The 24,903-nt window shown below is 71.5% G+C and carries 22 protein-coding genes; 10 read left to right on the top strand and 12 right to left on the bottom strand.

The genetic code is table 11. From position 1 onward, the window contains the following. Nucleotides 1-35: 35 nt before the first annotated feature. The 3 genes from AB5J49_RS02125 to AB5J49_RS02115 are packed head-to-tail and all read right to left on the bottom strand — an operon-like array spanning nt 36 to nt 2,214. A complete protein-coding gene (locus AB5J49_RS02125) occupies nt 36-677 on the bottom strand; it encodes a hypothetical protein (RefSeq protein WP_369166745.1) in 642 nt (213 codons plus the stop codon). Beyond that, the gene (locus AB5J49_RS02120; RefSeq protein ID WP_369166744.1) at nt 674-1,015 is read right to left on the bottom strand and encodes a hypothetical protein; all 342 of its coding nucleotides are present in this window, start codon (nt 1,013-1,015) and stop codon (nt 674-676) included. Before AB5J49_RS02120 ends, AB5J49_RS02125 begins: the two co-directional genes overlap by 4 nt. Beyond that, nucleotides 1,012-2,214 (bottom strand): DUF4255 domain-containing protein, encoded by a 1,203-nt coding sequence (locus tag AB5J49_RS02115; protein ID WP_369166743.1) that lies wholly within the window; start codon nt 2,212-2,214, stop codon nt 1,012-1,014. The genes AB5J49_RS02120 and AB5J49_RS02115 overlap by 4 nt, the downstream gene beginning before the upstream one ends. 1,318 nt (nt 2,215-3,532) lie before the next feature. On the opposite strand from AB5J49_RS02115, the gene AB5J49_RS02110 reads away from it, so the two are divergent. Beyond that, a complete protein-coding gene (locus AB5J49_RS02110) occupies nt 3,533-3,940 on the top strand; it encodes a hypothetical protein (RefSeq protein ID WP_369166742.1) in 408 nt (135 codons plus the stop codon). Nucleotides 3,941-4,373: 433 nt separating this feature from the next. Here the strand turns inward: AB5J49_RS02110 and AB5J49_RS02105 are convergent, their stop codons facing one another. The 4 genes from AB5J49_RS02105 to AB5J49_RS02090 form a co-directional block, all read right to left on the bottom strand. Continuing rightward, nucleotides 4,374-5,096 (bottom strand): hypothetical protein, encoded by a 723-nt coding sequence (locus tag AB5J49_RS02105; protein WP_369166741.1) that lies wholly within the window; start codon nt 5,094-5,096, stop codon nt 4,374-4,376. After that, nucleotides 5,093-5,614: a phage tail protein gene (locus AB5J49_RS02100; protein ID WP_369166740.1), complete on the bottom strand. Its 522-nt coding sequence runs from the start codon at nt 5,612-5,614 to the stop codon at nt 5,093-5,095. Before AB5J49_RS02100 ends, AB5J49_RS02105 begins: the two co-directional genes overlap by 4 nt. A 29-nt stretch (nt 5,615-5,643) precedes the next feature. Further along, on the bottom strand, nt 5,644-7,518 hold the full coding sequence (locus tag AB5J49_RS02095; protein ID WP_369166739.1) for a phage tail sheath family protein: 1,875 nt from the start codon (nt 7,516-7,518) through the stop codon (nt 5,644-5,646). A gap of 415 nt (nt 7,519-7,933) precedes the next feature. Beyond that, nucleotides 7,934-8,290: a hypothetical protein gene (locus AB5J49_RS02090; protein ID WP_369166738.1), complete on the bottom strand. Its 357-nt coding sequence runs from the start codon at nt 8,288-8,290 to the stop codon at nt 7,934-7,936. 454 nt (nt 8,291-8,744) lie between these two features. Between AB5J49_RS02090 and AB5J49_RS02085 the strand changes: the two genes are divergently transcribed. After that, on the top strand, nt 8,745-9,539 hold the full coding sequence (locus AB5J49_RS02085; protein ID WP_369166737.1) for an SAM-dependent methyltransferase: 795 nt from the start codon (nt 8,745-8,747) through the stop codon (nt 9,537-9,539). A gap of 74 nt (nt 9,540-9,613) precedes the next feature. On the opposite strand, the gene AB5J49_RS02080 is transcribed toward AB5J49_RS02085, so the two are convergent. After that, nucleotides 9,614-11,263 (bottom strand): TlrC/CarA/OleB/SrmB family ABC-F type ribosomal protection protein, encoded by a 1,650-nt coding sequence (locus AB5J49_RS02080; protein WP_369166736.1) that lies wholly within the window; start codon nt 11,261-11,263, stop codon nt 9,614-9,616. 264 nt (nt 11,264-11,527) lie between these two features. Next, nucleotides 11,528-12,478: a DMT family transporter gene (locus AB5J49_RS02075; protein ID WP_369166735.1), complete on the bottom strand. Its 951-nt coding sequence runs from the start codon at nt 12,476-12,478 to the stop codon at nt 11,528-11,530. A gap of 83 nt (nt 12,479-12,561) precedes the next feature. On the opposite strand from AB5J49_RS02075, the gene AB5J49_RS02070 reads away from it, so the two are divergent. The 4 genes from AB5J49_RS02070 to AB5J49_RS02055 all read left to right on the top strand — a co-directional run bounded on the left by AB5J49_RS02070 (nt 12,562) and on the right by AB5J49_RS02055 (nt 17,852). Next, a complete protein-coding gene (locus AB5J49_RS02070; protein WP_369166734.1) occupies nt 12,562-13,416 on the top strand; it encodes a LysR family transcriptional regulator in 855 nt (284 codons plus the stop codon). Between the two features lie 283 nt (nt 13,417-13,699). Beyond that, nucleotides 13,700-14,479 (top strand): HAD family hydrolase, encoded by a 780-nt coding sequence (locus AB5J49_RS02065; RefSeq protein WP_369166733.1) that lies wholly within the window; start codon nt 13,700-13,702, stop codon nt 14,477-14,479. Further along, nucleotides 14,476-16,875, top strand: a complete 2,400-nt coding sequence (locus AB5J49_RS02060) for a glycoside hydrolase family 65 protein (protein WP_369166732.1) — start codon at nt 14,476-14,478, stop codon at nt 16,873-16,875. The genes AB5J49_RS02065 and AB5J49_RS02060 overlap by 4 nt, the downstream gene beginning before the upstream one ends. A gap of 95 nt (nt 16,876-16,970) precedes the next feature. Further along, the gene (locus tag AB5J49_RS02055; protein WP_369166731.1) at nt 16,971-17,852 is read left to right on the top strand and encodes a universal stress protein; all 882 of its coding nucleotides are present in this window, start codon (nt 16,971-16,973) and stop codon (nt 17,850-17,852) included. Nucleotides 17,853-17,880: 28 nt separating this feature from the next. Here the strand turns inward: AB5J49_RS02055 and ppk2 are convergent, their stop codons facing one another. Continuing rightward, complete coding sequence (gene ppk2 / locus AB5J49_RS02050) at nt 17,881-18,684, bottom strand: polyphosphate kinase 2 (protein WP_369166730.1); 804 nt, start codon at nt 18,682-18,684, stop codon at nt 17,881-17,883. A 196-nt stretch (nt 18,685-18,880) separates the two neighbouring features. On the opposite strand from ppk2, the gene ctaD reads away from it, so the two are divergent. Together ctaD and AB5J49_RS02040 are read left to right on the top strand one after the other, a co-directional pair. Next, complete coding sequence (gene ctaD / locus AB5J49_RS02045; protein ID WP_369166729.1) at nt 18,881-20,551, top strand: cytochrome c oxidase subunit I; 1,671 nt, start codon at nt 18,881-18,883, stop codon at nt 20,549-20,551. Next, complete coding sequence (locus tag AB5J49_RS02040; protein WP_369166728.1) at nt 20,548-20,985, top strand: cytochrome c oxidase subunit 4; 438 nt, start codon at nt 20,548-20,550, stop codon at nt 20,983-20,985. The genes ctaD and AB5J49_RS02040 overlap by 4 nt, the downstream gene beginning before the upstream one ends. Here AB5J49_RS02040 and AB5J49_RS02035 read toward each other — a convergent pair. Together AB5J49_RS02035 and AB5J49_RS02030 are read right to left on the bottom strand one after the other, a co-directional pair. Next, on the bottom strand, nt 20,934-22,442 hold the full coding sequence (locus tag AB5J49_RS02035) for a cytochrome bc complex cytochrome b subunit (RefSeq protein WP_369166727.1): 1,509 nt from the start codon (nt 22,440-22,442) through the stop codon (nt 20,934-20,936). The genes AB5J49_RS02040 and AB5J49_RS02035 overlap by 52 nt on opposite strands. An 82-nt stretch (nt 22,443-22,524) precedes the next feature. Continuing rightward, nucleotides 22,525-22,887: a DUF6479 family protein gene (locus tag AB5J49_RS02030; RefSeq protein WP_369166726.1), complete on the bottom strand. Its 363-nt coding sequence runs from the start codon at nt 22,885-22,887 to the stop codon at nt 22,525-22,527. A 148-nt stretch (nt 22,888-23,035) separates the two neighbouring features. On the opposite strand from AB5J49_RS02030, the gene AB5J49_RS02025 reads away from it, so the two are divergent. Then, nucleotides 23,036-23,416 carry a ferredoxin gene (locus AB5J49_RS02025; protein ID WP_369166725.1) on the top strand — a complete coding sequence of 127 codons (381 nt, stop codon included), beginning with the start codon at nt 23,036-23,038 and terminating at the stop codon, nt 23,414-23,416. 136 nt (nt 23,417-23,552) lie between these two features. Then, on the top strand, nt 23,553-24,731 hold the full coding sequence (locus tag AB5J49_RS02020) for an acyl-CoA dehydrogenase family protein (RefSeq protein ID WP_369166724.1): 1,179 nt from the start codon (nt 23,553-23,555) through the stop codon (nt 24,729-24,731). The last annotated feature ends 172 nt before the right edge of the window (nt 24,732-24,903 follow it).

The raw sequence follows: 24,903 nt of genomic DNA, 5'->3' as shown, positions 1-24,903 counted from the left end.
TCCGGCTGGTGGTGGGTACGCGGTGCGTGTGCGGCTCAGCCGCCCGTGTAGCCGACGGTCGCCGGGCCGTTCGCGACCGTCGCCGCGAGGCGCTCCCGGCCCTGCTGGTACTGGAGGTAGAGACCCCCTGCCTTGTGTCCGAATCCGACGTCGTCGACGGTGAGGACCCGCACCGTCAGCGTCACGCGCGCCCGGATGGGATTGAGCTCCCCGTCGTAGGCCTCCTCCGTCACGTCGATGTCCAGCATCCGCACGGGCAGAACCCGGCGCGTCCCCAGCACCAGCACGGACAGGGGGGCCTGCACGGGGGCGATTTCCAGGATTCCCCGGCCGGCCAGGTCGTTCTGCCGGGTCAGCTGGGCGCTGGTGGGGGTGACGGCGCTCTCCAGCGCGGCCAGCGTCGCGCTCAGGCCAGACCCCGTGGGCGGTGCCTGCGTGGCCTTCGAAGCCAGTTGGTCCACGGCATCGAACTCCGCGTCGATCCGGAACGTCTCCCGGGCCGGCCCCCGCAACCGCAGCGCCTCCAGCCGGTCACCGGCGTCGGCGCCGACGCCGCGCGGCTGGACGGTGCGGCTGATGCTGTCGGGGTTGTACTGGAAGGGCATGACCCGCAGCACCTGGCCTTGCTCGGGGTCCAGGAAGACGAAGCCGCCGCGGCGGGGAGCGGGGGTGGTCATGGGGTAGAGGCTCCTGCCTTTGGTTCGGTTCCGGGCACCGGGGCGGCGTCCGGGGCCGGTGGCCGGCCGATGTGCGGAGGCCGGTGGTGCGGGTCGGGCGGTTGCCCGGCTCGAAGTACCTCGTGGACGGCGCGCGCGATCAGGCGGGCGTGCGCGGTGAGGGCGCAGTCCGCCGGTACGGCCGGGTCGAGGGCGCAGGCGCCGATGGTGGGGGAGTTGCCGAGCAGCACGGCGAGTTCGGACTCGACGGCCGCGCACAGCGCCTCGGGCGAGGGTGGGTCGGCCCCCTCCCACACCAGCCGGCGGATGCGCAGCTCGACCCGCGTGGGCGTCGTCATGTGATCACCACCGCGACGTCGGCGTCGAACCGCCCGGCCGCCACATCGATCAGCGGGCTGTCCACCCCGTCGACGCGCAACCGCAGCGGATACCGCCCCGGCTCACCCGCAGCCAGCCGGAACCGCAGTGTCCGGGTCGCGCGGGTGAACGGCTCCGCGAGTACGGGCCGATCCGCCACCAGCAGCTCGGCCCGCTGACCGGGATGCACGGCGGGCGCGCACTCCACGGCCAGCGCCACCGCCCCCTTCTTGTCCCGCTTGGCGTTCAGCGGCAGGGAGCCGGTGATGCGCGGCGCGATGTGGAAGTGCCGTGGCTCGGTGGTTCGTTCACTGCCGTCGGGCGCGGTGACGGCGACGACGGCCGACCAGCGCCCCGCGCCGAGGTCATCGCCGAGTGTCGCCCGCAAGGAGCCGGCCTCGTCCGTGCGGGTCGGCAGCACCAGCGGCCCGCCGAGCAACGGGTGCGTCAGACGCACGCTCGGCGTCCCCGCCTCAAACCCGCTCCCGCTGAGCTCGATGTCCGAGCCGGGCGTGGCGACCGACGGCACGACGGCCCGCAGTACCGGCCAGCGCGTGGCCGCCGTCGGCATCGCCTCGGGTCCGGTCCCGGACGCCCCGCGCCGCAGCACCGGCAGGGGGGCCCGGCCGGGTACGGCGCTGTCGATGAGGACGACACGCGCCTCGTACGCGACGGACAGCCGGTAGCCGTGTCCCAGGGCGGCCCACAGCAGACACATCTCGTCGGCCGCCATCGTCGCCGGGGTGACCTTCACGGGCTCCTGCTGGAGGTGTAGATCGCTGAAGTCGGCGGCGGCTCTGAGGTCGTCGGCACGCAGCAGCGGCCGCTCGTGCAGGGCCGCCATCGCCGCGCCGAGCAGCCGCTCGGGGACGGTGGAGTTCTCACCGGGGGGTGCGTGCGCGGTGAACAGGTAGTGCAGGACCAGCGGCAGCGCGGGATGCCGACTCTCGCCGGGGCGCGAGCCGTCGGGGTCGGCGTTGCGCCAGGCGGGGTCGATGCCGGTCCGGTGGAGGAAGAGGTTGAGTACGGCTGTCGTGCCGTCGCCCTCGGCGATGGCTGCGGCGACATCCCCTGGATGCCGGACCGTCACCTCGGCTCCGGGAACGGTCTGTCGGAGAGCACCGTGCAGTACGGCCCGCAGCGTCTCGGTCACGGCGGCAATGGCCAACGCATCACTCACGCCTGCCTCCCGAGGTACTCCTCGAGACTCAGCCGAGGCTTGCGGCGCGAGGCAGGGGGCGGGTCGTCGACGGGCCGGGGAGGGGCCGTCCGGACGACCAGATGGTCGATGGTGACGCGGACGACGTCCGGGTGGGCCGGCGGTTCCTCGGCGGGTCGTGCCGCCGGCCGCCGGGTGTGTGTGGAGGCGGGCTCCGGGGTGAGGGCGAGCGGAGATGCGGGGCGGGCCGGGGGCGGCTGGGGGAGGTCGTCCGACGGGGAGGGCCTGATTGCGGAGGGCTTCGTGACGGGAACAGTGCCGGCGGTCGTGAAGGCGGAGGAGCGGAGGGGGGCGCGGAGGGCCGGCGCAACGGCGGAGGCGTGGCGGGGGTGCGGAGGGCCGCGCCGGGAGGCCGGCGGGGGGGTGCGAGAGGGGGCGTGGAGGGAGGCGCGGCGGGGGGTGCCGAGGGAGGAGTGGAGGGAGGCGCGGCGGGGCGCGATGACGGCGCTGGTCGGCGTGCCGAAGCTGGTGAGGGTGCCGAAAGCGGTGCCGGTTCCGGTGTCCGTGATGGTGGCTGTGCGGGGGTCGACGAGACCGCGAGCCCCGCGGGAGCCGGCGGTCGTGGCGCCGACGCGGCTGGTCGCGCTTCGGCGGGCGCGGCATCGGCGGGTGCCGGAGGGGAAGACAGAGCCGAGCCCAGGGCGGGTGCACCGAAGCCTTCGCTCTCCATTCCGGGCCGCCGTAGCGGCGCGCCCGGTCGGCCGGGAGGCACCGGTCGGGCGGGAGACACAGGTCGACCCTGAGGCGCCGTGCCGGCTCCTGTCGGGAGGGGAGGGAGGTCCGGACGGAGGGGGAGCGGGGTCTCCTGCGGGTGCGGGGCGGAGGATCCGGGGGCGGCCGTGGGCGTCCGGGCGGCAGCGGGACGGTCCGGGCGACTCGGGCGACGTAGGGGTGGGTCATCGCGACGTAGCGGTGGCTCATCGGCCGTAGGACCACGGTCGGGGTCTGCCGGGGCCGAGTCGATGGGTGGGGAGCGGTGGCCGATGGCGGAGCCTCTGGGAGAGGGCCGCGATTCCTGGCCGCGCGGCGCTTCGAACCCGGCCGCTTCGTCAGGGACTTGGCTCGCCGGGGCAGAGGGGGAGGTGCTCCGCATTACCCGCGGTGCGCCGTCGTCGCCCCGTTCGCGACGGCCGACGCCGGGTGCCTCCGCCCAGGACGCCCCGGCACCGGCCGCCGGCCGTGAAGTTGCGCTCGGCCGAAGGCCCGCTCCGGCCACTCGTACGTCCTTCCCGCCGGCCTGGAGGGCGCGCTCCCCGTCCTTTGGGCGCGTCTCGCCGCCGTGGCCGGGACGTGTGGCCTCGACGTCTGCTCGGTGGGGCTGGGCGGGATCGGCATTAGGCCAGTGGCGGGGCTGGGCGGGATCGGCATCTGGCCGGTGGCGGGGCTGCTCGGGACCGCTGTCGTCGAGGTGGGAGTGCTTGAGGCCGGCGGGGCGTGTGGCCTCGACGTCGGCGTGGTGGGGCTGTTCGGGGCGGGCGGTGCGCGCGGCCTCGGCGGCCGGGCTCGTTCCCTTCGCATCCACGGGGTGTACGGCCTTGGTCCGCGCGGGACCTGTCGTCTTGGGCCCGCCCGGAGGCAGCCCTCCGACACCAACCCCGTCGACTGGATGCGCCCCATCCCCGGCGGCCGTCCCCGCGCCATTGCTGTCGGCCGGATGAACGCCTCCCTCCCCACCTCCACCGGCTGATCCCGTGCTGCGGCCCCCGCCAGCGGGACGTCCGCCCCGGCCGTCGGCAGGGCGCACCACCTCGCCGACCTCACGCCCACCCACCCCACCGGCCGTCCTCAGGTCCTCCGCCCCGCCCCATCCCCCCCCCCGCCCGCCTCATCCCCCGGAGCCACGGCGCGCAAGAACTCCCCGCCCGAGACCGCCTCGTACGAGAGCTCCCCAACTCCCGCCACCGCCTGCTCCTGCACCGGTTCCACCACCCCCGCCCCTGACGCCAGAGCGGGCACCTCCGTCTCCATCTCCGTCTCCGCCTCGCCCTCAACCCCAGGCCCGTACACCGCCGACCCCTGCGCGCCACCCGGCAACCGCGGCGCGCCCGGATCGAACACGTTCGGTGCGAGCGGTCGCAATCTCGGCCCCGGTGCTCTGAGGAGACGGTCCACGAAGTCGTTCATCCGGTGCTCGCCTCCAGATAGAACTGCCGCCGCGTCGGGCTGATCGAGAGCACGTCGGCCTCCGTCCAGCCGTAGGCGCGGGCGAGGGCGTGCACTTCGTGCAGGAGGCGGTGCGCGTAGCCGGACACGTCGGTCCACAGGTGTTCGGCGAGGTCGAGGGCGGCGTCCCAACCGTGCCCGCACTGCGGGCAGTCCAGGGTGAGGACGGCATCGGCGCCGGGGTCGAGGTCGGCGAGCCGCCGGGCGACGTCCTCGAGGACCTCGTCGGGCAGGTCGTGTGCCGGTGGGTCGACCCGCAGGACGCAGCGTCGCAGCAGGGTCTGGCGGGCGCCGGGCGCGGCGGGATCAACGGCGCGGACGTCCCGGCCGGTGAGCGCGCGATACGTGACCGTCCTGCCGTACGACGTCACAGTCGCCGTGGCGGCCACGGCACCGCCACCACCGGAAGGCAGCAACTCGCCCGCCGCCACAGTGACATCGAGACACTCGCCGCACTCCGGGCAGTCCGCCGCGCAAGGCAGCGCGTCGCCGAACGCACCGCGACGCAGCTCGAGCAAGAGGGAGTTGAGCGCACTCAGCGGCAGGTCCGCGACGCTGCACCCGCTCGGCGCCGCCATCGAGGCGAGCAGCAGGGAGCGAGCCGCCGGTGGCCCGGCGAGCCCGCTCTCCCACACGTCGAGGACGTTCGCCTCGGTCAGCTGCCGCGGCACGAGGCTCATCCCGCGGTGTCGGAGAACTGCGGTTCCTGCGGCGGGTTGGTGTGCTCTCGCACCCAACCGTGGTGCTCCACCTTGATGTGCTCGAAAGCCACGCCATTGGAACCGGCGTCCAGTTCGGGCAGTCCCTGGTACTCGGAGACCCAGCAGTCGTGGACGGAGTAGGAGAGCACCTGCTGGCCGCCCTCGTCGAAGACGTCGATGATGAGATCGCGCCGGAAGTCCTTCAGCGAAGTCTCCAGCCCGCCCGACGAGTTCCTCAGGCTCCAGACGCGGTTGGCCCATTCCTCGAAGGCGGTGTCGACGGTGCAGCCGCGTTCGAAGGTGATGGCCTCGTACTCGGTGCGGCCGGGAAGCTTGCGGCTGGTGCCAGGGTCCCCGCCGTCGCGATGCCGGATGACCTCGGTGGTGCGCTTGAGCCCACTGACCTTGCTGATTCCCGCGATGTAGGCGGTCTCGCCGCTGAACTTCACCCGGAACCGGAAGTTCTTGAACGGGTCCCGGCGCTTGACTTCGGGCATCGGTCGTCCTCCTGGAGCTGGATCTCGACCTAGACCTGGATCTGGCCGGCGAGCTGCTGGATGTGCACGATCACGAACTCCGCGGGCTTGAGCGGGGCGAAGCCCACCTGGATGTTGACGATGCCGCGATCGATGTCGTTCTGCGGGTTGGTGTCCTTGTCGCACTTCACGAGATAGGCGTCCTGAGGTGTCCGGCCCTGGAACGCGCCCGCTCGGAAGAGGGAGTTCATGAAGGCGCCGACGTTCAGCCGGATCGAGGCCCACAGCGGCTCGTCGTTCGGCTCGAACACCACCCAGTGCGTGCCCCGGAACAGGCTCTCCTCGATGAAGAGCGCCAACCGGCGCACCGGGAGGTACTTCCATTCGCTGGCGAGCCGGTCGGCGCCGTTCAGCGTCCGCGCGCCCCAGGCGACCGGACCGGCCGCGGGCACCCGCCGCAGGCAGTTGACGCCGACCGGGTTCAGCCGCCCGATCTCCAGATCGGTCAGCGGCACTTCGAGCGCACTGACACCGCTCAGTGAGGCATCAGTACCGGCCGGTGCCTTCCACACCCCGCGCTGCACGTCGGTCCGGGCGAGCACGCCGGCCATCACGCCGCAGGGCGGGAAGGGCCTGAGGGCACCGCCGAGCAGGGGGTCGGGCGAGATCACTCGGGGGTAGTAGACCGCCGCGTTCTTGCCGGGGTCGCCCAGCTCGAGCTCCGTCATCTTGTCCACCACGGTGCCCACCACAGTGGCGTTGGAGTCGCCGCTCGCCTGAATGTCGGTCCACGACGACGGCGGGTCGACCAGCAGAATGGCGCGCCGCTCCACGCACAGCTGCAGGGCCGAGTTGCGCAGGTCCTGCACGCTGCCACCCGTGGGCCGTACTTGCTGGTCGAGCCAGTGGATGTCAGGCAGGCACAGAATGTTGAAGATGTCCGTCTTCAGTAGCTGGTGGAGGCCGGTCTTCTTCGCCGGGTCGCCCTTGTACTGTTTTGGATCCCCGGGCCGTTCATCCTTGTCTGCCTGGTTGCCTCCGGTCTCGTCGGGGGCATAGCAGTACGGTGGCTGCCCGGCCGGCACGCTGTCCGGCGAGAGGGTGAAGGGATCCTTTCCGGCGTCCACAAGCGCATTCGCTTTCGGAACTGCCTCGATGGGGGCCTCGACACGCACGAGCTGCGAGGACTCCAGCAGGTGCGTGAGGTTGCGCGGACTGTCCGGCTCGACACTGACGTTGAGGTAGCGCTCCTCCGCGCCCGTTTCCAGGTCACGGACCGTCAGATTGAACAGCTTGCGCTGCTGTTCCGGGGTGTCCTTCTTCTCGGCGGTTTCCCAGTCGACGCGCGCGCGAAGGCTGCGCCCCCACCCTCCCGGGGAGGCGGCGAGCAGGGCAGGGCCGTTGGCGGAAGCCGTCCCCGACGGTCCGGAGGCCGAGGACCCCTTGGCGTCACCGCCGGACTCGTGCCCGCCCCGGCCCTTCCTCTTGTCCTCGCCGGAGGATTCCGCCTCCCCGGTGCCGGCGGAGGACTCACCGCCCTCACCGCCCGCTGCGGGAGCGGGAGCGGGAGCGGGCGAGGGCGAGGGCGAGGGCCGTGCGGACTCCCTCGCGGGCCGGGCGGCACTGGTGCCGAGGGGCAGACGGACGGTCTTCGCGTCGCCCTGCACCACCCTGACGATCTCGGCCTCGCTGCCGCCGTTGAGATAGAACTGGTAGACCGCGTAGCTCAGTGGGCAGTTCGCCTGCAAGCCGCCGAAGACGGCCTCGTAGTCGGCCCAGCCGGTGATGTGCACGGGCCGGTCGGCCGGGCCGCGGGGCGCGTGACCGACGAAGGCGGCCACGGCGGTGGGCACGCCCGTGATCGTCTTGACGGAACTCTTGACCTCGTCGACGTAGACACCCGGGTAGGTGACGTTCACCGGCATGCCGGCCCCTTCCGATGCAGTCCCCGATCCGCGATCACCGTATCCACACATATCCGGATTCGTCACTCTGTGCGTATCAGGGGTGGGACGTTCGGGTGACGCGGGCGCCGCCCGTGGGTTGGGGCTGGAGTGCACTCGGCGAGCCTTCGCCGGACGTGCGAGGACATGCCTGGGCGGGGCTCGGTGCCCAGCGGTTCGCGTGCGTGATCGTTTTCAGCCGGGCCGGACCGGTGGGGGCTCTCCAACGACCTCCAACGACCTGCGGCACCGCATCCCGGACCCCGTCGACAAGTGAGCAGGTGAGCGCCCTGCGCCGGAGGATCCAACGAGCGCAAGAGGTTCTCGCAGTTACGGGCAGATTCCGCGAGCGGGGTCAGGAACTTCCACGTTCATGCGGGAATCCCGAAGTCGCTCCTCAGGCGATCCATGCCTCACGGTCTCGGTGTCGGCCCAACCCCACGGCCGAGAACTCATCCTCGCCGGCGCTTGCCACGACGCCCAGCCGCCGAAGGGCCTGAGAGATCGGGCTCCCAGCAGCGGGAAAGCGCCGGCCCTCCTCCACGCGGACCGGTCCCAACACGACCGTGCCGTCATCCCACACGGCAGCCTGTTGCTCGCCCACGCCACCGAGGTACTCGGCTTCCACGTAGGCCACCGGCCCAGCAGCCGACCAGTCCGCGAGGAGCCTGTCGAAGCTCCCTGGCAGCCGCCAGAACCCCAGAGGGCCCGCGGAGCTGCCGTCTGTAACGGCATCGAAGAGTTCGTCAGTCATCGGCATCAGTGACAGACCTTGGCCGAGCCGAGCCGTGCCAGCCGAGCGGCAGCCACGTCGCGCGAGGCGCCACGCAACAGCTCGGCTTCAGCGATCACTGCATGCAGCGCATAGCCCATACCAACGCCCCCTCCACAGATCGGAGGCCCCATCCTGTCGCACGCGCTGAAGTCGAACCCACCGCACGCACCCGCCGGTACGAGCGGATCATGGCCGACCAGCCACCCTCCCCGGCGGAGGAAATCCAGCTGGCAAAGCACCAGAGAGAGCGACCGGACGACTGCGTCAACCGCCCCCGGCAGTGGAGCACCGGACGCCTCGCCCGGTACCTCGGCGGGCCGCCCCGCTGCGCCGGCGCCCGCCACTACGACGTACTGGAGCCCTCCGGCTCGGCGACGGCCACCCACCCCCGTCTAGGTTATGCAGTGACGTCCGCTCAACTCGGGGAGCCCCCATGCCCATTGAACGCCCACTCATCAACAGCGGCGTGCCGCACTCCGCCCGGATCTGGAACTACTGGCTCGGCGGCAAGGACTGCTACGAGATCGACCGGCAGGTCGGCGACCAGATAGCCGGCGCCAACCCGGCCATCCTCGACATAGCCCTGGCGCAGCGGGCGTTCCTCGTCAGGACGGTGGAGTACCTCGTCGGTGAGGCCGGTATACGTCAGTTCCTCGACGTGGGTACCGGCCTGCCCACCGCGAACAACACCCACGAGGTCGCCCAGAGGCTGGTCCCCGAGACCCGGATCGTCTACGTCGATCACGACCCGGTCGTCCTGGCCCATGCCGAGGCACTGCTGACCAGCACGCCCGAAGGGGCCACGGACTACATCGACGCCGACCTGCGCGAACCCGAGGCCATCCTTGAACAGGCCGCCAAGACACTGGACTTCACCCAGCCGGTCGCGCTGATCCTGCTCGGCATCACCGCGCACGTCACCGACGACACCGTCTACGACATCGTCGGCCGCCTCGTGGACGCCCTGCCCGCCGGCAGCTACCTCGTGCTCTGCGACGACACCGAGGTGCTCAACCCGCAGCAGATGCGCGAGATGATCGAGCAGTGGAACGAGGCGAGCGACAACCCTCGCGTCAACCGCAGCCCGGAGGAACTCGCCCGGTTCTTCGCGGGCCTGGAGCTGCTGGAGCCCGGCGTGGTCTCCGTCTCCCGGTGGCGCCCCAGCGAGTCCGGTGAGCAAGCTCCCGCCGAGGTCGACGACTTCGGCGGTGTGGCGCGAAAGCCGTAGCGTCCGCAGCGACCGCGTCGCCGGCGGGACAGCGCGAGTGAGCTGTCCCGCCTGGCGCCGGGGACCTGCGGGTCTCAGCTCGCTACGGCCTCCTGCAGCTGTGCGACCTGGCCGGCGTCCAGTTCCAGGTGCGTGCCGGTGAAGCGGGTGCGCATCCGGCGGTCGTGGGTGACGACGACCACCGCGCCTCGGTAGCCGGCCAGAGCTCCCTCCAGTTCCTCGACCAGGGCCGGCGAGAGATGGTTGGTGGGTTCGTCGAGCAGCAGCAGGTCGACCGGTTCGCTCACCAGGCGGGCCAGTTCGATCCGGCGCCGTTGCCCATAGGACAGTTCGCTCACCTTCAGGCGCAGGTCGGAGGGGCTGAACAGGCCGAGCGACAGGAGGTGGTCGGTGTGCTCGTCCAGGTCGCCTCCGCGGCCGTATGCGAACGCCTGCGGGACCGTGAGGCGAGGTGGCCACGGAGTCTCCTCCTGCCTCAGGTGCCCGACCCGGCCCCGCGTGCGCACCGTCCCCTCATCGGGCCGCAGCTCACCTGCCAGAACCCGGATCAGCGTCGTCTTGCCCGCGCCGTTGGGGCCGGTGACCAGCAGCCGCTCCTCGCCGCCGACCCGCAGTGACGGTACGTGCAGCCGGTCCCCGACACGGATGCCGGTGAGCTCCGCTGCGGTCTGCGACGTCCGGCCGTCGGCAGTTGTCATGCGGGCGGCGAACACCAGAGGTTCGGGCGGCGGGGCGACCGGGTGGTCGGTGAGCCGTTCGACGCGCTCCTTCGCGTTGCGGATGCGGCTCATCGCCCCGTGGCCGCGGCCGCGTGCGCGGAAGCCGCCTTGGCCGAACACGGCGAACGGCAGCTTGCGCGGGATCGCCTCCAGGCGTGCCACGTTCGTGGCGGCCAACTTCTGGTTGCGGGCCAGCTCCGCGCACCACTCCTCGTACTCCTGCAGACGGCGCCGCCGCTCGGCGGCCTTGGCGGCGAGGTAGCCGCCGTAGCCGTCGCCGTACCGCGTCACCTTGCCTTCGCCGACCTCCAGGATCGTGGTGGTGACCCGTTCCAGGAACACCCGGTCATGGGTGACCGCGAGCACGGTGCCGCGATGCGCCCGCAGGTGGGCCTCCAGCCAGCCCACCGCCTGGTCGTCCAGATCGTTGGTCGGCTCGTCCAGCAGCAACAGCTCCGGCTGGGACGCCAGGACCGCGGCCAGCGCCAGCCGAGACCGCTCACCGCCCGACAGGGTGCCCAGGGTCCTGTCCCGTGCCAGGCCGGGCAGCCCGAGCCCGTGCAGGGCGATGTCCACGCGGGCGTCGGCCTCGTAGCCGGCACGCGCCTCGTACTGGGCGACCAACTGGCCGTAGGCGTCCAGCGCCGCGGTGAGCTCCGCTCCCGCCAGGCCCTTGAGCCCGGCCTCGGCGCGGCGCATCCGCGCTTCGAGATCGCGTAGGTCGGCAAGGGCCAGGTCCACCGCGTCCTGGACGCTCGCCTCCGGTGGAAGGGCGAGCGACTGGGCGAGATGGCCGACGCCGCCGGGCGCGATCACGGTCAGTTCGCCGTTGTCGGGCCGGTCCTGACCGGCGATCAGCCGCAACAGGGTGGATTTCCCGGCCCCGTTGTCGCCGATGATGCCGGCCTTCTCGCCCGGCTTGACGCTGAAGGACACGTCGTCCAGCACGATGTGGTCGTCGTAGCGGCGGGTGACGTTCTGAAGAGATAGCTGTGCGGTGAACATGGAAGAGTCCCCAGTTCTCGGCCGAACCGATCGGTACGGGCAGATGGACGCATCCGTGCACGCCGGATCACTCCGCTGCACGCCGGACATGCGGCAGCACGGGAGGAGCGGAAACACGGATGAGAACGCGCGGCGGCGGAGCGAAGCTCAACGCGGTCGCGCGGGGACTGTCACAGAGAACCCATGTGCAGCACCGTAGGCCGGGAAGCGGCGAGCCTGCAAGCCCTTTACTCGCCGGACCGCCATGGCTCACATGACTGTGCGTCAGTTCCGCGACGTCAGGATGCTCAACGAGTTGGCGGCGACGACGGCGCCGATGCCCGCCCACTCCGGCCCACCCAGCCCCTGGCCCAGGCCGACCCAGCCGACCACGGCCGCGAGGACCGGGTTGACGCTCATGAACAGGCCGAAGACCCGGGGCGGCACGTGCCGCAGGGTGAACAGGTCCGCGAGGTAGGGCACGGCTGAGGCGAGGACACCGGCCGCGACCGCGCAGGCGAGGGCGCCGGCTGTCGGCGGATGCCGTACGGCGACCGTGATGCCGATCGGCAGGAACATCACGGCGGACAGGCCGGCCGCGGCGGCCGTGCCCTGCGCTCCGGGGACGCGTCGGCCGACCGTGCGGTTGAGCAGGATGTACGACGCCCAGCAGCCGGCGGCCAACAGGCCCAGGGCCATCCCGAGGTAGTCGGTCGAGGGCTGCGGGCGCATCAGGGTGATGACACCGGCCGCGGCGACCACCGCGCAGCACACGTCCCCGCGGCGGCGCGAGGTGGCCAGGGCGAGGGTGAGCGGGCCGAGGAACTCCAGGGTCACCGCCAGCCCCAGGCCGACGCGGTCCATCGCGGAGTACAGCGAGAGGTTCATGGTGCCGAACACCAGGGCCAGCAGGACCACCGGCCACCACTGGCGCCAGGTGAACGAACGCAGCCTCGGCCTGCCGACGGCCAGCAGCACCAGCGCGGCGACGTACTGGCGTACGGCGACGACGCCGACGGCGCCGAGGACGGGGAAGGCGAGAGAACCGATCGCGGCACCGGTCTGGGTGGACAGACCGCTGCCGATCATCGTGGCCACGCCTGCGAGACGGCCGCCGGTGTGCTCGGGGTGCTCGGCGTGCTCGGTGTGCTCGGTGAGCGGAGCCGTCGGGGATGCCTCGGTTGCCGGGGCCGCCTGTGCCGCCTGGGCCGGCGCGGGTGCGGGACGTGTGCGCATGAGCCGATCGTGCGGCCGTCGGATCTTTGCGCAAAATACGTCAGCGTCCGCATCCATACGCTTGAGTCATGGATGCTTGAGCCATGGATGTGGAGCTGAGGCAGTTGCGCTGCCTCGTCGCGATCGTCGACGAGGGCAGTTTCACCGACGCGGCCATCGCCCTCGGCGTCTCCCAGGCGGCGGTCTCCCGCTCGCTGGCCTCGCTCGAACGGAACCTGGGAGTACGGCTGTTGAGGCGGACCTCCCGCGAGGTGAGCCCCACGGGGACCGGGCTGCGCGTCCTGGCGCACGCCCGGCGGGTGCTCGCCGAAGTGGACGACCTGGTCCGGGAGGCCGGCTCCGGGCACGACCGGCTGCGGATGGGCTACGCCTGGGCGGCGCTCGGTCGGCACACCCCGGCCTTCCAGCGCCGCTGGGCCGCCGAGCACCCCGGGACCGATCTGCACCTCGTGCGCGTCAACTCGGCCACCGCCGGCCTCGCGGAGGGCGCCTGCGACCTGTCCGTCGTACGCCGTTCGGTGGACGACCGGCGGTTCGACTCCGCGATCGTCGGGCTGGAGCGGCGGCTGTGCGCCGTGGCCGCCGACGATCCGCTGGCCCGGCGCCGCGCGGTCCGGCTGGCCGACCTCAGCGGCCGTACCCTCCTCGTCGACCGCCGCACCGGCACCACGACCACCGACCTGTGGCCGCCCGACGCGCGTCCGGCGACCGAGGAGACGCACGACGTCGACGACTGGCTCACGATGATCTCCACCGGCCGCCGCATCGGCGTGACCGCCGAGGCCACCGCCCACCAGTACCCCCGCCCCGGCATCGTCTACCGGCCGGTACGGGACGCCGAACCGATCGCCGTACGGCTGGCCTGGTGGCGCGACGACCAGCCACCCGCCGCGCAGGCGGTGATCGAGCTGGTCACGGCGCTGTACCGGGGCGACTGACGCCCTCGACGGCCCTTTGGCGTAAGGGGAGAGCACAGGGCGGGAAGGGCCCTATCCACTTCTCGCGGATCCTGATTACGCGGTGCGCGGCCGTCATCCGCTTCCCCGCGTCGTTCTGGGTCCTTCCCGTCACCTCCAGCACACCATGCGCGCGGCGAATGCGCCAGGGCCGCTCACGGGTACCCGAGGAGCCGGGGGCCGTGGGTGACAAGACGGGCGGGCGGGTACCCATGAGCGGATCCCGCCGGTCGCGGGAGGACCGTCGAGTGGAGGTGAGCAGGCCGTGCGGTTCGCGTTCCGCCGTACCCCCGACAGGCCCCTCGACACGCTCGCCCCGGTCCTGCACGACGTACGCGCCGTCGTCTTCGACACCGACGGAGTGATCACCGACTCGGTCAAGGTGCATGCCGCCGCCTGGAAGGTGGCCTTCGACGGCTTCCTGATCGCCCACCCGCCCGAGGACCCCGGCCGGCGTCGTCCCTTCGACGAGCAGGACGACTATCTGCGCCACGTCGACGGCAAGTCCCGCCTCGACGGAGCCGAGGCCTTCCTGACCGCACGCGGCATCGAGGCGTCCGCCGAGACGGTGCGGGCGGTCGCCGCGGACAAGGAGCGCCTCTTCACGGAGCGGCTGCGCGAGCACGGCGTCGAGGCCTACCCGGGGACCGTACGGCTGGTGAAGGCCCTGCGTGCGGCAGGAGTGCCCCGCGCCGCGGCCTCCGCCTCCCGGCACGCCGGCGAGTTGCTGAGCCGGGCAGGGGTGCTCGGCCTGTTCGACGTCCTGGTGGACGGCGGCGAGGCGGCCCGGCTGGGCCTCGCGGGCAAGCCGGAGCCCGACCTGTTCCTGGAGGCGGTCCGCCGGCTCGGCGTCTCCGCCGGCCGGGCCGCCGTCGTCGAGGACGCCCTGGCCGGGGTGGAAGCGGGCCGGCGCGGTGGATTCGCCCTGGTGGTCGGCGTGGACCGGGCGGCCGGTGCGGACACCGGGGCGCGGCTGCTGCGGCACGGCGCCGACATCGTCGTACGGGACCTCGGAGAACTCTGTGCGGGAGGAGCGCCGCAGTGACGGACGACCGGAGCTCTCAGGCCGAGGCAGCGGGCTGGAGCTGGGAGTACGAGGGCTACAAGCCCGCCGACGAACGCCTTCGGGAGTCGCTGTGCACGCTCGGCAACGGCTACTTCGCCACGCGGGGCGTGCTTCCCGAGTGCGCCGCCGACGAGGTCCACTACCCGGGGACGTATGTGGCCGGCATCTACAACCGGCTCACTTCCGATGTCGCGGGCCGCCGTGTGGAGAACGAGGACATGGTCAACGTCCCGAACTGGCTGCCCCTGCGCTTCCGGCTCCCCGGCGGGCACTGGATCGTCCCCGACACCGCGCCCGTGCTCGACCACCGGCAGCTGCTGCACCTGTCCTCGGGGATGCTGGAGCGCCGGACCCGGTACGGACTCGGCGGCGACCGGGCGTTGACAGTGCGTCAGCAGCGGATGGTGCATATGGCCGACCCCCATCTGGCCGCCCTGCGCACCGAGTTCACGGCCGAGGGATTCACCGGTCCGCTCGAGGTGGAGGCGGCCCTGGACGGCTCGGTCACCAACTCCGGCGTCGCGCGCTACCGGGACCTCGACGGCCGCCATCTGACCCGCGTCCACACCGGCACCGCCGCCCCGGACACGGTCTGGCTGAGCTGCCGCACCCGCACCTCCTACATCGGGATCGGCATCGCGGCCCGGCTGACCACCGACGCGCCCGTCACGATCCGTCACGAACGGCCGTACGCCATCCAGCGGTTGACGCTCGACATGGTCCCCGGCCACACCGTCACCGTCGACAAGACCGTCGCCCTGCACACCTCCCACGACCCGGCCATCAGCGACCCGCTGCACGCCGCCGTCGACCGGGTGGGCCGGGCCCCCGGCTTCGACGCACTGGTCGCGTCGCACCGCACCGCCTGGGGCCAGCTCTGGCGCCGCGCCGAACTCGACGTCCCCGGCGAGTCGGGCCGCATCCTGCGACTGCACCTCTTCCACGTCCTGCAGACCCTCTCCCCGCACACCGCCGACCTCGACGTCGGCGTGCCCGCCCGGGGACTGCACGGCGAGGCCTACCGCGGCCATGTCTTCTGGGACGAGCTGTTCGTCCTGCCCTTCCTCAACCTGCACTTCCCCGAGGTGTCCCGCGCCCTGCTCCGCCACCGCCACCGACGCCTCGAACAGGCCTGCACCAACGCCAGGGGAGCGGGCCGCCGCGGTGCGATGTACCCCTGGCAGAGCGGCAGCGACGGACGCGAGGAGACCCAGCAGCTGCATCTCAACCCGCGCTCGGGACGCTGGCTGCCCGACCACTCGCGGCTCCAGCACCACGTCGGCTCGGCGATCGCGTACAACGTGTGGCAGTACTGCGAGGCGAGCGGCGACATGGAGTTCCTGCACACCAAGGGCGCCGAGATGCTGTTGCAGATCGCCCGCTTCTGGGCGGACAAGGCGGTCTACGACGACAGCCTGGGCCGCCACCGCATCAAGGGCGTCGTCGGCCCCGACGAGTACCACGAGTTCTACCCGGGTGCCCCGGTGCCCGGCCTCGACGACAACGCGTACACCAACGTCACGGCCGCCTGGGTGCTCACCCGCACCATGGAACTGCTGGCCGGCCTGCCCGAGCCGCGCCGTCGCGAACTCGTCGAACGCACCGGCCTGGACGCCGGCGAACTCGACCGATGGGAGGACGTCTCGCGCACCCTCCACGTCCCCTTCCACGACGACGTCATCAGCCAGTTTGCGGGCTACGCCGACCTCGCCGAACTCGACTGGAACGGCTACCGCGGCCAGTATGGCGACATCCGGCGGCTGGACCGGATCCTGGAGGCGGAGGGCGACACCGTCAACCGCTACAAGGCCTCCAAACAGGCCGACGTGCTGATGCTCGGCTACCTCTTCGCACCCGCCGAACTGGGGGGCCTGTTCCACCGGCTGGGGGTGCGGCTGGACGAGGACACCTGGCGGCGCACCGTCGACTACTACATGCACCGCACCAGCCACGGCTCCACCCTCAGCGGCCTGGTCCACGGCTGGGTGCTGGCCCGGTGCCGGCGCACCGAGGCCTGGAAGTTCTGTCAGGAGGCCCTCCAGGGCGACATCGCCGACGTCCAGGGCGGCACCACAGGCGAGGGCATCCACCTCGGCGCGATGGCCGGCACCCTCGACCTCGTCCAGCGCGGGCTGACCGGCCTGGAGACCCGGAGCGGGGCACTGTGGCTCGACCCCGTGCCGCTGCCCGAGCTGTCCTCGTACGGCTTCGCCCTGCGCTACCAGGGCAACTGGGGCGTACGCCTGCGCCTGGAACGCGGACTGCTGGAGATCGCGGTCCCGTCCCACGACATCTCGCCGATCGAGGTACGGCTGCCGGGCCGCGAGGTGTCCCTGCAGCCGGGGGAGACGGGACGGCTCGTCCTTCCGGACTGACCCGGCCCCGTGCGGGACGCGGCCGACGGGGAGAGGCTGGGAGACAGCGGATCCTGCGCGAAAGCCCGCGGTTCCCGCACGGAAAGGGGAGCGCGATGAACGGCCCGGTTGTCGTAGGGGTGGACGGCTCGCCGTCGAGCATGGCGGCGGTGGAGGCCGCGGCGCGCGAGGCCGGACTGCGGGGCGTGGGGCTCCGGCTGGTGCATGCCTTCGGCTGGCCGGCCGCGCACATACCGGCCGGCGGGCGGCCGTGGCAGCCGAGCGGCGCCGGGCTGCGCGAGCTGATCGACGGCACGCTCACCGAGGCCGAGCGGCGCGCTCACGAGACGGCGCCCGGCGTCGGGATCGAGCGCGAAGTCGCCGTCGGCGACCCGGTGACGGTGCTGGAGATCGAGTCGCGCACCGCGACCCTGGCCGTGGTCGGGGGCCGGGGCCACAGCCGGTTCGGCGCCCTCCTGCTCGGCTCCACCGCAGGACATCTGGCCGCCCATGCCGCCTGCCCGGTACTGGTGATGCGCGGCAGGCCGAACCCGCAGGGGCCCGTCCTCCTCGCCGTCGACGGCTCGCCCGCGGCCCGCGGAGCCGTCGAGTTCGCCTTCGCCCTGGCCTCCCTGCACGGCACGGACCTGGTGGCGCTGCACGCCTGGAGCACCCGGACCGAACGCGCCTACGAGGCTCCCGCCGACCCGCCCTTCGTGACGTACGACGAGGACCGGCTGCGCGACGAGGAGGAGCGCGTGCTCGCCGAGGCGCTGGGCGGGCTGCGCGACACGTACCCCGACGTCGCCGTGGAGCGCAGGCTGGTGCGCGGCCGGATCCGCCACACCGTCATCGAGGCCAGCGCCGAGGCCGGGGTCGTGGTGGTCGGGGCACGCGGACGGGGCGGGTTCGCCGGGCTGCTGCTGGGTTCGGTCAGCCAGGCCATGCTTCACCACGGGCACTGCCCGGTCGCCGTCGTGCGGTCCGGTGAGGGGTGACGGGGGACAGCGGCGCGGGTGCGCGGGCTCAGAGGTGCGCCGCGTGGTCCGGGACGTAGTTCTGCAGATCGCGCGGGGGCCGTTGGTAGCCGGTCGACGCCGGCCGTTCGGGCAGGTCCGGGACCGGCGGGGACACGTCCTGGTACGGCACGGAGTCCAGCAGGTGGGCGATCATGTTCAGCCGGGCCCGGCGCTTGTCGTCGCTCTCGACCACGTACCAGGGGGCCTCGGTGATGTCGGTGTGCACCATCATCTCGTCCTTGGCCCGGGAGTAGTCCTCCCAGCGGGTGATCGACTCCAGATCCATCGGCGACAGCTTCCAGCGCCGCAGCGGATCCTCCAGGCGGCTCCGGAAGCGGTCCTGCTGCTCCTCGTCGCTCACCGAGAACCAGTACTTGCGCAGCAGGATCCCGTCCTCCACGAGCATCCGCTCGAAGAGGGGGCACTGGCGCAGGAAGAGCTGGTACTCCTCCTTGCTGCAGAAGCCCATGACGTGCTCGACACCGGCCCGGTTGTACCAGCTGCGGTCGAACAGCACGATCTCCCCGGCGGCCGGCAGATGCCCGATGTACCGCTGGAAGTACCACTGCGTGCGCTCGCGCTCGGTCGGCTTGGGCAGGGCCGCGATCCGCGCCAACCGTGGGTTGAGATGCTCCGTGACCCGCTTGATGGTGCCGCCCTTGCCCGCCGCGTCCCGCCCCTCGAAGACGACGACCAGCCGGGCGCCCTCCGCACGCACCCACTCCTGCAGCTGCACCAACTCCATCTGCAGGCGCAGCAGTTCCTTCTCGTACACCTTGCGCGGCAGCTTCTCCGCCTTGTCGCCGGCCATGCCGCCTCCCGCCGCCTGCCCGCCCGAACACCAGAACAGCACCGTACTGACCGATGAGGAGCCGCGCACCCCGTACGCGGACCCGCGACCTGGCGCGGAGGTTCGCCGACGGGGCCGGCGGCGCTGGGTGAGGCGCACGGGTGAATGCCCCGGCACGCAGGACTGATGCCATCGCTGCCCGGGTACCCAGCGGCGCATGGCGGTGGACAGCAGGACCGAGCCGGCGCGCGGTACGCCGCCCCGGCGACGCGGGAGACTCGGCCGGGCGTTGCTGCGGTGGGCGACGACGACCGACCACAAGGTGATCGGCAACCTCTACATGACGACCGGCTTCGGCTTCTTCCTCCTCGGCGGCGTCCTCGCGCTGCTGATGCGGGCCGAACTCGCCCGCCCCGGGCTCCAGTTGTTCAGCAACGACCAGTACAACCAGCTGTTCACGGTGCACGGCACGGTCATGATGCTGCTCTTCGCGACCCCGCTGTTCGCCGGGTTCGCCAACGCGATCATGCCGCTGCAGATCGGCTCCCCGGACGTGGCGTTCCCGCGGCTGAACGCGCTGTCGTACTGGCTGTACCTGGGCGGCGGCCTGATGGTCGTCGCGGGCTTCGTCGTGCCGGGGGGAGCGGCGAGCTTCGGCTGGTTCGCCTACGCACCCCTCAACAGCGCGGTGCGCACCCCCGGCTCGGGCGGTGACCTGTGGACCATGGGCCTGGTCGTGACCGGTGTGTCCACCACACTCGGCGCGGTCAACTTCATCACCACGATCCTGTGCCTGCGCGCCCCCGGCATGACCATGTTCCGGATGCCGCTGTTCACCTGGAACGTGCTGTTCACCTCGATCCTGATCCTGCCCGCGTTCCCCGTCCTCACGGCCGCCCTGTTCGCCCTGGAGGCGGACCGCAAGTTCGGGGCGCACATCTACGACGCGGCAAACGGCGGCGCGCTGCTGTGGCAGCACCTGTTCTGGTTCTTCGGCCACCCCGAGGTGTACATCGTCGCGCTGCCGTTCTTCGGGATCATCTCCGAGATCATCCCGGTGTTCAGCCGCAAGCCGCTCTTCGGCTACGTCGGCCTCATCGGCGCCACCATCGCCATCACCATGTTGTCCGCGGTGGTGTGGGCCCACCACATGTTCGCCACCGGTGCCGTACTGCTGCCGTTCTTCTCCCTGATGTCCTTCCTCATCGCGGTGCCGACCGGGGTGAAGTTCTTCAACTGGATCGGCACGATGCGAGGCGGCTCCCTGTCCTTCGAGACACCCATGCTGTGGGCCTGCGGCTTCCTCGTGACGTTCCTGCTCGGCGGCATGAGCGGCGTCATCATCGCCTCCCCGCCGCTCGACTTCCACCTCACCGACTCGTACTTCATCGTCGCCCATCTGCACTACGTGCTGTTCGGCACGGTCGTCTTCGCGATGTTCGGGGGCTTCTACTTCTGGTGGCCGAAGTTCACCGGCAAGACGCTCGACGAACGCCTCGGCCAGATCCACTTCTGGAGCCTCTTCGTCGGCTTCCAGACCACGTTCCTGGTCCAGCACTGGCTGGGTGAACAGGGCATGCCCCGCCGCTACGCCGACTACCTGACCGCGGACGGCTTCACGCTGCTCAACACGATCAGCTCGATCGGCGCGTTCCTCCTCGGGCTGTCCACGCTGCCGTTCCTCTACAACGTCTGGCGCACCGCCCACTACGGCATGCGGGTGGCCCGGAACGACCCCTGGGGATACGGCCGCTCCCTCGAATGGGCCACGTCCTGCCCGCCCCCGCGCCACAACTTCACGGCACTGCCCCGGATCCGCTCCGAGTCCCCGGCGTTCGACCTGCACCACCCCGACCTCGCCCGCCTCGACCAAAGGCAGCAGCAGTGAAGACCGAGGCCCGTCTGTTCATCGGCGTGGCGGGGTTCTTCCTCGTCACCGCGGCCGGCTACGGCTGGCGTTCCAAGGAACCCACCGGTACCGCCGTCCTGACCATCGCCTTCCTGATGGCCGCCCTCGTCGCGTTCTTCCTGCACATGCAGTACCGCAGACGGGGCCTGCGGGCACAGGACCGCCCGGACGCCGAAGTCGCCGACACCGCGGGCCCGCTCCACTTCTTCGCGCCCCACAGCCCCTGGCCCATCACAACCGCACTGGGCTCCGTCCTGGCGGCGCTCGGCGTCGTCTACGGCCTGTGGCTGTTCCTGCTGGGCATCGGCGTCCTCGGGCACGGGGTGTTCGGCATGGTGTTCCAGTACGTGGGCCGGGGCGCTCAGCGTTCCAGCTCGTCCGCCGACGAGGGCCGCTCCTCCTCGGTGCGGTAGCCATAGCTCCTCAGCACATACCGCCGCTCCTCGTCGAGCGGCTCGTGGCTCTCCTCGTAGCCGCCCGCGATGGTCTGCCGCACCTCGCCGGTCTCCTCGCCCTCCGCCAGCCGCTCCCGGTCCGCCTCCTGCAGCGCCACACACACGCGCCGGGTCACCATGAACGTGAGCGGCGGCAGCAGCACGAAGGCGATCCGGAAAACCCAGGTCAGCGCGTTCACGGAGATCCTGAAGGCGTGCGCGATGATGTCGTTGCCGCCGGCCGCCAGCAGGACGGCGTAGCAACTGATCGCCGCGACGCCGAGAGCCGTGCGCACGGGCTTGTCGCGGGGCCGGTCGCACAGATGGTGCTCCTCGCGGTCACCGGTCACCCGCCGCTCGACGAACGGGTACGCGTACAGCACGGCGAACAGGACCCCCGGCAGCACGACCGCGGGCAACAGCACGTTCCACATCACCGTGTGCCCGGCCACCACCGTCTCCCAGGGCGGCACCAGCCGCAGCGAGCCCTCCAGGAAGCCGACGTACCAGTCCGGCTGCGAACCCGTCGACACGATGTCCGCGCGATAGGGGCCGTACACCCAGATCGGGTTGACCTGAGCGACCCCCGAGAGCATGGTCAGCACCCCGAAGACGATGAGGGACAGGCCGCCAGAAGTTGCTGTGAACTGCGGGAACATGGGCTTGCCGACCGCGTTGCGGTTGGTGCGGCCGCGGCCCGCCCAGTGTGTGTGCTTGAGGTAGAAGACCAGGATCAGGTGCACCGAGACGAGCGCGAGCAGCAGTCCGGGGAGCAGCAGGATGTGCAGCCCGTACAGCCGCGGGATCAGCTCCTCGCCCGGGAACTCGCCGCCGAACGCGAACATGCTCACATACGTCCCCACCACCGGGATCGACAGCATGATGCCCTGCGCGATCCGCAGGCCCGTCCCCGACAGCAGGTCGTCCGGCAGCGAGTAGCCGGCGAAGCCCTCGGCCAGCGCCAGCATGAACAGGGTCACGCCGATCAGCCAGTTGACCTCGCGGGGCCGGCGGAACGCGCCCGTGAAGAAGATCCGCAGCAGATGCAGCCCGATCGCGGCGAGGAACACCAGAGCCGCCCAGTGGTGCAGCTGACGCAGCAGTAGACCGCCGCGCACGTCGAAGCTGATGTCCAGCGTCGACGCGTACGCGGACGACATGCGACTCCCGGCGAGCGGCACGTACGAGCCGTGGTAGACGACCTCCGTCATCGACGGCTGGAAGAACAGCGTCAGCCAGACGCCGGTCAGCAACAGGACGACGAAGCTGTAGAGGGCGAGCTCACCCAGCAGGAAGGACCAGTGGTCGGGAAAGGCCTTGCGCAGCAGACCGCCGCCCTCGAAGAGCGGCAGTCGTGCGTCGACGTACTCGGCGGTGCGCTGACCGGCATGACGGGCCCGCGCGTCGGCACGGGCCCTGCTCCTCCTCCACGGCACGGATCACGAGTGCCCTCGCGCCCGCGCCCGGAAACGGACAGTCACCTACGATCACTCTTTGGTTTGCCCCGCTGGTCAGCCGTCAGGTAATGCCCGGACCCCCGCTGCCGAACGACCCGCTGCCGCCTTCGGACCAGCGGCGCCGTTTCTGCGAGGGGCTGGTGCGGGAGGGCACGTTGCCGTGAGCGGGCAGCTCGTGCGGGGTCAGCCGGTGCTCGCTGACGGGCACCTCGTCGGGCTCCCGGTGCTCCCGGACCTCGTGGACCGGGCCCTCCTCGGGCAGCCGGGGCTGCTCCTCGGGGCGTGGCGGAGGCGGTTCCCGGCGCCTGATCCGGGCGCCCAGCACGAAGGCACCGATGAGCAGCGCCACGACGACCAGACCGGCGACGACCAGCCCGATGCCGAACGCACCTTCCGCTGCGATGTCCGTCCATGCGATGTCCATGGGGCCGCGAGTACCCCTGGCACCCCGCGTGAACCCGAGCACCTGACGTGCTCAGTGGCGTGCCGGCTCGACCGCGCCGCCCTCGGACCCGGCCGGAACCCTGGCGAGCACCGGGTTTGGGCGCACCAGCTCCGGCTACCCGACCGGGGTGACACAGACAACGTCCCAGCAGCAGCTCGTCCAGTTCCTGGAGGACCGTTTCGCGGCCGCGCAGGCCTGCACCGAGTGCGCTCGGGCCTGTGCCCTGCGCGCCAGCCTGGTGGATCCGGACGGGGGCGAGGATCAGGACCTTCTGCGCCGCAAGGGCATCCTGTGCGCCGAGGTGTGCGACGCGACCTGCCGTGTGCTCTCCGAGGAGTGCGCGGACGAGGGCGCCGAGGCCGCCCTCCGCGTCCAGCTGGAGTGGACCCGGACGGTGTGCCTGGAGTGCGCGCACCTCTTCGACCGCTACCCCGGCGCCGAGGACACCGCGAAGGCGTGCCGGGAGTGCGCACAGGCCTGCATGGACTTCATGGCCACGCTCCACTGAGCGGGGCCCCGCCCTGCGCGCGCCGGTTCCGCGGCAGCTCCGGCACCGGATCAGGCCGCTCCTCGCCATTCCCAATTTCTGGAACACGTTCTACGGTGTGCGCCGTCAGGACCGGCCTTGGGAGCCTGGAGGCGCCGTGGATCTCGAATACACGCCCGAGCAGCAGCGGCTGCGCAGCGAACTGCGCGACTACTTCGCCGAACTGGTGCCGGACCTCGCACAGACCCGCTTCACCGACCCGGCGGCCCAGAAGCGCTACTACCGCAGGACCGTCCGACGGCTCGGCACGGACGGCTGGCTCGGCGTGGGCTGGCCCAAGGAGTACGGCGGGCGCGGCCTGACCGCGATGGAACAGTTCATCTTCTTCGACGAGGCGGCCCAGGCGGGCGTACCACTGCCCCTGATGGCCCTGAACACCGTCGGCCCGACGATCATGCAGTACGGCACGGACGAGCAGAAGGCGTACTTCCTGCCGAAGATCCTCTCCGGCGAGATCGACTTCGCGATCGGATACAGCGAGCCCGACGCGGGCACGGACCTGGCCTCGCTCAGGACGCGCGCGGTACGGGAGGGCGACGAGTACATCGTCAACGGCCAGAAGATCTGGACGACCAACGGCGACACGGCCGACTGGGTGTGGCTGGCCGTCCGCACCGACCCAGGCGCCCCGCCCCACAAGGGCATCACCATGCTCCTCGTCCCGACCACCGACCCCGGCTACTCCTGCACCCTCATCCACACCCTCGCCTCGCACGACACCACGGCCAGCTACTACGAGAACATCCGCGTCCCTCTCGCCCGCCGCGTCGGCGAGGAGAACCAGGGCTGGCGCCTGATCACCAACCAGCTCAACCACGAGCGCGTCACCCTCGCCGCCCACGGCACCATGGCCGTCCGCGCCCTGCACGACGTCCAGCGCTGGGCCATGGAGACCAAGCTCGCCGACGGCCGCCGGGTGATCGACCTGTCCTGGGTACGCCGCCGCCTCGCCCAGACCCACACCAAGCTCGCCGCCCTCAAGCTCCTGAACTGGCGGATGGTCAGCGCCGTCCAGGAGGGCACGCTCACCCCGCAGGACGCCTCCGCCGTCAAGGTCTACGGCTCCGAGGCGCGGCGCGACGCGTACGCCTGGCTGATGGAGATCGTCGCCGCACCGGGGGCGCTGAAGGAGGGCTCGGCGGGCGCGGTGCTGCACGGCGAGCTGGAGCGCGGCTACCGCTCGGCCGTCATCTTCACCTTCGGCGGCGGCAACAACGAGATCCAGCGGGAGATCATCTCGTGGATCGGTCTGGGGATGCCGAGGGTACGGCGTTGACCGGCAAGGGGGGGGGCGGGTCTGGCGTGCCGAGTGTCTGAGGTAGCTGACCTGCCTGTATTGACCGGGCCGAACGAGGCCGCCATCGAGCACCATGTCGGGCTCCGACTCGTCCGTCACGATCACCGAACGTTCCTGCGCTTCCAGCGCCGTTGTCATCCCCTCTTCGGTT

The sequence above is a fragment of the Streptomyces sp. R28 genome, from assembly GCF_041052385.1.
Taxonomy (GTDB): Bacteria; Actinomycetota; Actinomycetes; order Streptomycetales; family Streptomycetaceae; genus Streptomyces.
This window is presented reverse-complemented; position numbering and strand designations above follow the sequence as displayed.